Here is a 7875-nt window from a genome sequence, read left to right as displayed (position 1 = left end):
CCCCCTGCATGGCTTTAGAGACATTAAAAAAACCACTTTCGCTTACTCTGTCTGTAGCAATGTCGTTCGCGTAATTACGGGCGTACCCGCCATGTACCGCCCCCACATCTTGCCAGGTCGGTTTATGCCGCTCATCGTAAATCATGGCCCACGGCGTCCACTCTGAATCGTTGTGATGAATTGAGCGGATGTAGCAGGCGGGTTGTTTCCCGTTAGGTCCGCCATACGGCAGTGCGAACTGGGTATAACTGAGCGTCGAAGCCATGCCGTATTCTGTGGTTTGAATAAACCAATAATCAGCGGCGTCTCCAGGGGGTGCGTTTGGGCAATCACCACGAATCAGGTATTTATACCAACCTGGGAATGTCAGGGTGTTAACGTCTGTCTGATCCTGCCAAGCGACTGTAGAGGGGGTGATATTGTAATTGGTATTGGTCGTTACCCCCCGCGTACCCAGCGCCAGCGCCCCCACATCAGCGGCAGTTAGCGTTACCGTGTCGCCGCTTTTCCCATTAATTTGCGTGACACCACTGATTGTCGTCGGGATGTAATCAAACACGTTCTGAGGTACGTCATACACCAACATGTAGCCGTTCTTGATGACAGAGCCAGACAGTGCGCCGGTCGTCATGGTGTACACGTCATCCGCGTTAGGAAACTTAACCAGCCAGATCGTATCCCGATTTACGCCCGTTACATTTGGGTATTCCGCGCCTGCTTTCGGCTCAAAATAACCGCCAGAGGCAAAAGTCAGGTTCGCATTTGCCAACGCTTGTGCTGCACTGTCAGCCGCTTCGCTAGCGCTTTGAGCGCTGTCTGAGGCTGAATTTGCAGCTGAAATAGCTGAATTGGATGCCGCTGTCGCGCTACCTGCAGCGGCAGACTGCGAAGCAGCAGCGGCATTCTTGCTGGACAGGGCAGATGAGGCGCTTGAGGCGGCAGCATCTTTATGGCCACTGGCTGTTGTGGCGCTGTTGGCGCTGGCTGCAGCTGAACTTGCCGCCGCATTCTTGCTGCTCAAGGCTGAGGATGCAGAGTTAGCAGACGCCGTAGCAGACGCGCTGGCCATCCCCGCTGAGCTGTCGGCAGACGTGGCACTCGCAGCGGCCTGGTTGGCCGAATCTTCCGCTTCATTTTCGCGAGCCAGAATATTTGCGACCGTTTGGGCGGCTTCGACGGCGCTTGCAGCGGCCTCGGCGGCTTTTTGGATCGCTGTATCTTCACTGTCTGCGGCAGCAGCGGCACTGGCAGCGGCGGCTAATTCACTGCCATGTGCGGCTAATTCACTGGCTGCAGCGGCCAACTCACTGACTCTTGCCGCCGTTTTGTAGGAAAGTGCATTCGCCTCGCTGGCCGCTGTAGCGTTTTTGCTGGAAAGGGCACTTGATGCACTGCCTTGCGCCTCTATCTTGCTTGCGAGGGCAGCTGCAGCGGACGCGGCAGACTCAACAGCAGACGCTGCTGACGCCGCAGCTTCACCTTGTGAGTCATACGTTGCCTGCACTTTTGCATTCATGGTGTCTTTAAATGCAACGTATTCGGCCAGCAGCTCGCTGGTCTGCTCGGTCAGTATATTGACCTTATCAACTAATTCTTGGCTCATTCAGCGTCCCTGCTAAAGAGTTATACGAAGGGGTTCGGCGCGATGTATTTCGGCATGGATTGAATGCGGGCAATGCCTAAATGGTGGCGGTATTCACCCTCGTGATAACCCGCGCCTTCTGGGTCAAACCACGGTTGGCCCTGCTGCGATTTCAGATCTCGAACAGCGGCATGAACAAACGCTTCCTTGTGCTGCTCATAGGCCCATGTTGGGATCGATGTGTTGGTAGGGCAGAGGACCAGATCCACATCCAGCAGGGCATCAATATCGCGCTCAAAGCAGACCTGCCCGCCTTGCCATGTAAACGCGATAGACCGCTCATGTTTAGTCCTGACCTCTGCCACGCCACACACAAACGCGTCAGGCTCCAGCGCCGTGACCGCAATCCGTCGCCCCTCTGCATCCAAGGATTGAGGCTCTATCCACACCTCAGAATCGGAAAAAAAACGGCGGCAACCGTTATGGATCGCCGCCTCAATGACATAATCAGGAACGTTCACACTTGCTCTGCGAACGTCGGCCTTAATGACCTCTTTTAATTCGGTTGGCATTTATCCCCCCATTGGTGCCGTCTGAGCGGTCAGCTGCGCGGATACCTGATCGGCTTGGGTCTTTTCACCAATCCCCATTCGGAATGCTTCCAGGTGCATCTGGGCGCGATTGGTGTTAGCCGTGTAGTCGTTATCTTTCGAATAAGCGCGGTACAGCATCCAATCCAGAATCGGGTTCAGGTAGGAATCATCAAGGGTGATCGTGGTTGCGTCACCGCTGAAATCATTAATCACCACCGCCGCCGGTGCGACGCTGTAGATGATATCCACCTCAATGCCGGACATTGGGGCGGGGTAGAGATAGAACGTTTTCGGGTCGAAATCGTTATAAATGTAATGATCAACAACAACTGACTCAGCCGGTACATGCCAATCAGGAACCTGATCATCAAGTACCCGCTGCTCAATTTTACGGACAGCCTTTCCGTTACTGTTGCGGACCACTTTCATGAGTCTCAGGCCATCAGCAGGGATGCTTTGCTTAGTCCCACTGGCGCACGTAAAGGGGATGTTCTTAATGTGCGTATCAGGGCGGCGACTGACGATGGCTAACTGAGCATCGTTAAACCAGTCTAATAGCTCTTGCTTTGGCCAGCGGGTGCTTGTGGTGTCTTGTAGTACCGTTTCACACCGCTTGATCACATCAATTATCTTCGTCGTCGCCATGCTCTTAACCTTCCAGCAGTGCTACTAATTCGTCTTCGGTCAGGCTGGAATAGCCTTTCAGTCCGCGCTCTTTACACATGGCTTTCAGCTCAGCCACTGTTTTGCCGTACAGCTCAGATGTTTTGCTGGTGACACTCGCCGGTGCGGCTTTTTTTACCGGTGCGGCTTCGCTTTCATGGATGGTCACAGGCGTCAGGCCCAGGCGACGATAATCACGGTCCAGCCATTTGTTCGCTCGGACGATATGGCCAGTTTCATTTTCGTAGTGTGTTGCTTTACTCATGGTTTACCCCTAAAAAAAGAAAGGGGGCAAGCGCCCCCTTATTGGCCATTAGCCGCGTTGAATGACCGCGTGGCACAGTGCTTCTGGCTTCATCACTTTGAAGCCGAACACCTGCAGGCCACGCACGTAGTCACCAAAGTCTTTTTGGTTGCGCAGCGTCTCCATCTTGTTGATCTGAGACGCGAAGCTTGTCGCATCGTTGTGACCAGCAATGATGTCGAACTTGCCTGCAGCCGCGTTGACTTGGTTTGAGCTGTAGATCGTGAAACGGTCGATGATGCCCACGCGACCGTTGCGCAGCGGCGTGGTGCCGTCGCCGGTCAGAGACGCATCTTTCAGATCAGAGCGCTTGATCAGCGACACCGCCCACGCTGGCAGAACAACCCAGCGGCCCGTTTCCGGTACGTTCTGCTCGTCCAGACACAGACCGAAATCCAGAATCAGATCCAGAATGTTGTCTTTGGTGACACCAACCGGCGCGGCGTCAGTACCCAGGTTGATGTTGCCTGAGATCTTGCCAGCGGTTGCGCCAGAGTTTTGCGCGTGGGCCTGGGATGGGATTTGCGCCAACAGCTGCGAATCTACAGCCAGTTTCAGCTGGGTAGACGCATCCGTGGTGAACTCATCCATCAGAGCGATATCGCTCTGAACGTCGTCCACGTCCTTCACTTCAAACGCGAAGTAGTTCGCGTAGTCGATAGTGAATTCCTTTTCGACCGACGTTGGCGCTTCGTACACCAGATCAACGCCTTTAGTGTACGGGGTGACGGTCAGGTCAGGGCGTTGACGCACGATAACGGTATCGCCTTTATTTGCGATCATGCCCTCGTAGTCGGTATTGGTGATTGCACCGAAAACCGTTGAATTATAATACTTTTTTAGAAGCTTTCCGGCCCAAACCTCAGGAATGAAAGCACCATTCTGCTTGCCTGAATATTGCGGATGGCCGTTAGATACACCGATAGGCATAATTAGATTTCCTTATCTAAAAAGAGACCGTTCACGGCTGGCGGGTGTGTCCTTACACGCCGCCGACCATGAACCTGTGAATTTCAGCCTCCATGCGCTCAGCCTCTGCATCAGTGATCTTCCCGCGTGACCAGTCATCGTAGAACTTGGCGATCTCAGCCTCGGTAAACGTCGGCACCTGGGGCGCTTCGGTCTGCTTGGCTGGGGCGTGGGAAGTCTGCTGAACATGCTGTTCAAATGGATTCTGTTGCTGTGCTGGTTGGGGTGATGAACTGCCTTGCACGAACTCGCGGAACATCGCGGCAGTAGCATCAAGGTTTCCGTTTTTGAATGACTCCATCAGCTGCGCTTGACGCTGCACGCCCGTGTCGGGGTCGTACTTGGCCAGCCAGTCATGGAACAACGGGTCATTGTTGACCTGCTCAAAGTTGATGCTCTGAGCGGCGAGACGCTGGGATAAAACGGCCTGCTTGGTGCTAAAGCTGTCAGCCTTGGTTGCTTCCTGAACCTGCTTGAACTGGCCAGAGACCTCACCCATAACGCTGTTACGTACCGCCGCCATTAGCCCATCAATCAGGTCAGCGCCATAGTCTTCGCGCAGCTGATCTAAATCAGCGCCCTCAACGGGTGCTGCCGGTTGGTGTTGTGGCTTGTCGCGCAGCTCAGAAATGGTTTCCTGTAGCTGGCTGACTTGACGTTTCAGGGCATCGACTTCACCGCTATTGCCCTGCTCTTTTAGCCGTGCAATCTCGCTGTTGTACTTGCCTTGCAATACGCTGTAACGCTGTTCGGCCTTCTCTGCACGCGCACGCCAATCAACGTCATCAGAAGCCGGTGCCGGTTCAGGCTGCGGTGTTTCTGTTTCGTCAAAATCGTTTTGCGCCGGTTCGGCTGGGGTAGGGTCGATTTCCTGTTCTGCGGGAGTCTCTGCCGGTTGCGGTTTTTCCGCTTCCTCTGCAGGGGTGTTCTCGCTAAGCATTTCATTTAGCAGACGGTCAGACTCGGTGATCTGATCGCGAAGCTGTTTAGGTAGTTTCATCGTTTAACGTCCATGTTTCGAGCCAGCAACGCTGGTATTCGATGTGTCTAACTGAGCCGGTTGGCCGGTGTTCAGCGGTTTTCCCGTAGGGTGTAAAGTTCTTCCTCAGTTGCGAGATCCAGTAAGGCGATAAAGCCTTCGAGGGTCTGGGCCTTTCCTTGGCCTTGAGGAATGTGCTCAAGCGGCATGACGGCGAGATCGCGCAGTGTTTCTTGCTCTGCGCTGAGCAAAAAGCTGTGCAAAATCTCAAAGTCGTCGCTGCGCTTGAGGGATAAAAAAGCCCGCACAATGCGGGCCTTTTCGTCGTTAGGGAGTGAGTTGTAATTACTGAGCATTAGCGGCTTGCTCCTGCTCGGCCATCATCATTTCTTGCTGTGCCTGTTCCATCTGACGCAGCTCTAATTCCTCTTGCGAGGGGATGACGCGATCAACGGGGATATCTAGCCCCTTCGCCGCTTCGCGAAGCAATTCGCGGCGTCCTTCCAGACCAACAATCTGCAGATCGACTGGGTTGTTCGTCATGGCCAGGAACTGCTGTTGCATCTGGTTTTTGGCTTCTTTATGCAGTAACGCCTCAGAGCCTATAGCCTTGATCTGCAAATCGCCTTTGCAGGTCTTATCAACTGTCGGGTCAAGCATCAGGTGGTTAAACACCTTGGTGATACACGGCTCAATGACCTGAATATCAATGCTTCGCACCAGGTTCTTAATCGTCTTGCTGGCCGCGCTCATTAACATCGACAGGCCAGAGGCGGTGCGTCCTGCACCTGCAGCCTGATCGGAACCGAACGCATACGCCGGTAGGCCGGTGATGTCATCTGCATAGCGGCTAAACCGCTCATAGATACCCAGTAATTCCTGGGCGTTTGAGTTCGGCTGAAAGAAGTTGATCGGGGCGGCGCTTGAGCCGGTGCGCGACTCTGTGACGCCAAACACTTTCCACGGGTGCAACTTAGTCGCGTCTTGCCCCTTGGCCAGCCGGTCTTGTGACACAGCGACCATTGGGCCAGATGAGTAACCCATGTTGTTGGCCAGGGCGCGGGCTGCTGCGTTGCACATGTCTTGGCAATCTTTCAGGATTTCCGGCAGTGCCTCACCCCAGAAAGAGTTAGGAACGCTGCGCCAGCTGCACTTGAAATAATCCATCCGGTCCGTTGGGTCTGGGTTAACCAGCGCACGAATGACGTAATTTCCGACCGTCATAATGCTGACCAGATATTCCTCATAGGGGTCTGGAATGGAACGGGCATCCATGCCCCATTCAAGCAAGATCTTTCCTTGTAACTTGCCTGACCATTCCAGAGCATCTATTGTCGTTGACTTGTTGGCCGTGGCGTCTCGCCCTTCCAGACGGGACCGCTCACCATCAACTGACATCCATTCTCTTAGCCCGCCCAGTCGGTACTCATTCAGAGCCAGGGTGATCCCTTTGCCGTGATAGCCTGCCGCCCCGCGCATGGCGCTCAGGTCGGTTGCTGTGAGCCGGTGGCGTTCAATCACCCAGTCGTCATTGATGTTGACTGCAGACGGCGACGGGAAGAAATCAAACGGGGATACGCGCTTGAATTCGCGGATAACCTCAAACGCAGTGCTCGGCTGATAATCGCCGTTGGCCACGTCCACCCATTTTAAGCGCTTCCGGCGGCGGTAAATCGGGCCTTTGAAGATGGCCACTGGATACGTAACCAGATCATCCAACCACGCATCGAATTCCTGACGGAACCCGCCTTCAACCAGGACATCATAAATCTTCTGGCTCATCCGCTCGGCGCGTTTCTCTGACTCTTGCGCCACTTCATCGCGGATACGATCTTCATGCTTTTCCAGCAGCTCTTGCATCTGCTCCAGCGGAACGCCCAGCTGGACCGCTCCCTGTACCGCCGTCATGATCAGCTTTTGCTTAAAGTGCGGCGGCAGATCGGGCATTGGGGTGGGGCTGATAGCCCACGGCTTATCACCGGCTGGCGTGAAGATGTCGGACAGCCAGGAACGCGCACTAATACACTTGGTGGCGGTCAGGCGCATGTAGATCTCAGATCCACCCATTGCCCGAATGTTCTGCAGCTTGTCAGTGCTGTATTCGCCTTTCCGACGGCGCAGACAGTCCAACATGCGATTGTTCAGCGAACCACGATCATGCTGGGCCTGTTGCCAGCATTCTTTGACGTGCGCAGCCAACCGGTCCATGACCGGCAGTGGCCTGTATTCGCCTTCCATTTCTTTCATGGCCGTATCAGCTTGTGCTTGTAGCGCGGCCTGTTGTAGTCCCTGCATTAGCTGTCCATAGCCTCATAGGTTTTGATTCGCCAAAGCTGATCAATTGCTTTGGCCATCGCGTCGCGGTATGCCCATTGCTCCCCGTCTTTCTCGCTGAACCTGTCAGGTGACAAGCCCAGGCTTGAGCCGGTTGCCACCTCGTACCCGTTAGGAAGGAACAAAGAACAAACGACTGTCTTTGTGTCTGGGTACTGGTGAAATTTCGGCTGTAACTGGCTGGCCAGTTCTTTGATGTGAAGGGGAGTAACAGGCATTAGTCGATTGCTTTTTTCAGGCAGTAGCCTTCAAGTTCCCAAAGTTTGGTTTCGGCTTTTTTCACTGCATCCAGCAGTGAATATTTCCGGCCCATTTCTGCGTTGAAATCAGCCGGTACAACACAAGCACTCATGCCGATTGCTACTTGGTAGCCATTGGGAAGAAAAAGGGCACAGACCGTAGTGGTTGTGCCCTCAAAGTGGTGATACATCGGCGTCAGCGATTCAACTAG

The 7875-nt window shown here is 54.2% G+C and carries 10 protein-coding genes; all 10 read right to left on the bottom strand.

Annotated features, from left to right (window positions below; genetic code table 11):
* A partial coding sequence (locus H511_RS24075) for a pyocin knob domain-containing protein (protein WP_027251986.1) occupies nucleotides 1–1603 on the bottom strand: 1603 nt, incomplete at its 3' end.
* A 20-nt stretch (nucleotides 1604–1623) separates the two neighbouring features.
* Nucleotides 1624–2154 carry a hypothetical protein gene (locus H511_RS0108830; protein ID WP_027251985.1) on the bottom strand — a complete coding sequence of 177 codons (531 nt, stop codon included), beginning with the start codon at nucleotides 2152–2154 and terminating at the stop codon, nucleotides 1624–1626.
* Nucleotides 2155–2820 carry a phage adaptor protein gene (locus H511_RS22915; RefSeq protein WP_036759265.1) on the bottom strand — a complete coding sequence of 222 codons (666 nt, stop codon included), beginning with the start codon at nucleotides 2818–2820 and terminating at the stop codon, nucleotides 2155–2157.
* Between the two features lie 4 nt (nucleotides 2821–2824).
* Complete coding sequence (locus H511_RS22910) at nucleotides 2825–3103, bottom strand: Rho termination factor N-terminal domain-containing protein (RefSeq protein WP_036759263.1); 279 nt, start codon at nucleotides 3101–3103, stop codon at nucleotides 2825–2827.
* Between the two features lie 48 nt (nucleotides 3104–3151).
* On the bottom strand, nucleotides 3152–4072 hold the full coding sequence (locus H511_RS0108815; RefSeq protein ID WP_027251984.1) for a phage major capsid protein: 921 nt from the start codon (nucleotides 4070–4072) through the stop codon (nucleotides 3152–3154).
* Nucleotides 4073–4124: 52 nt separating this feature from the next.
* Nucleotides 4125–5111 carry a hypothetical protein gene (locus tag H511_RS0108810; protein ID WP_027251983.1) on the bottom strand — a complete coding sequence of 329 codons (987 nt, stop codon included), beginning with the start codon at nucleotides 5109–5111 and terminating at the stop codon, nucleotides 4125–4127.
* A gap of 71 nt (nucleotides 5112–5182) precedes the next feature.
* The gene (locus H511_RS0108805) at nucleotides 5183–5446 is read right to left on the bottom strand and encodes a hypothetical protein (RefSeq protein WP_027251982.1); all 264 of its coding nucleotides are present in this window, start codon (nucleotides 5444–5446) and stop codon (nucleotides 5183–5185) included.
* The gene (locus H511_RS0108800; protein ID WP_027251981.1) at nucleotides 5436–7385 is read right to left on the bottom strand and encodes a portal protein; all 1950 of its coding nucleotides are present in this window, start codon (nucleotides 7383–7385) and stop codon (nucleotides 5436–5438) included. The genes H511_RS0108805 and H511_RS0108800 overlap by 11 nt, the downstream gene beginning before the upstream one ends.
* Nucleotides 7385–7642, bottom strand: coding sequence for a Gp49 family protein (locus tag H511_RS0108795; protein ID WP_027251980.1), 258 nt, complete (start codon nucleotides 7640–7642; stop codon nucleotides 7385–7387). The genes H511_RS0108800 and H511_RS0108795 overlap by 1 nt, the downstream gene beginning before the upstream one ends.
* On the bottom strand, nucleotides 7642–7875 hold a 234-nt coding region (locus H511_RS0108790; protein ID WP_027251979.1), incomplete at its 5' end, for a Gp49 family protein. The genes H511_RS0108795 and H511_RS0108790, both read right to left, overlap by 1 nt.

The sequence above is a fragment of the Photobacterium halotolerans DSM 18316 genome, from assembly GCF_000425165.1.
Classification (GTDB): Bacteria; Pseudomonadota; Gammaproteobacteria; order Enterobacterales; family Vibrionaceae; genus Photobacterium; species Photobacterium halotolerans.
Note: the sequence above shows the minus strand (reverse complement) of the source record. Positions and strands in the feature narration are given on the sequence as shown.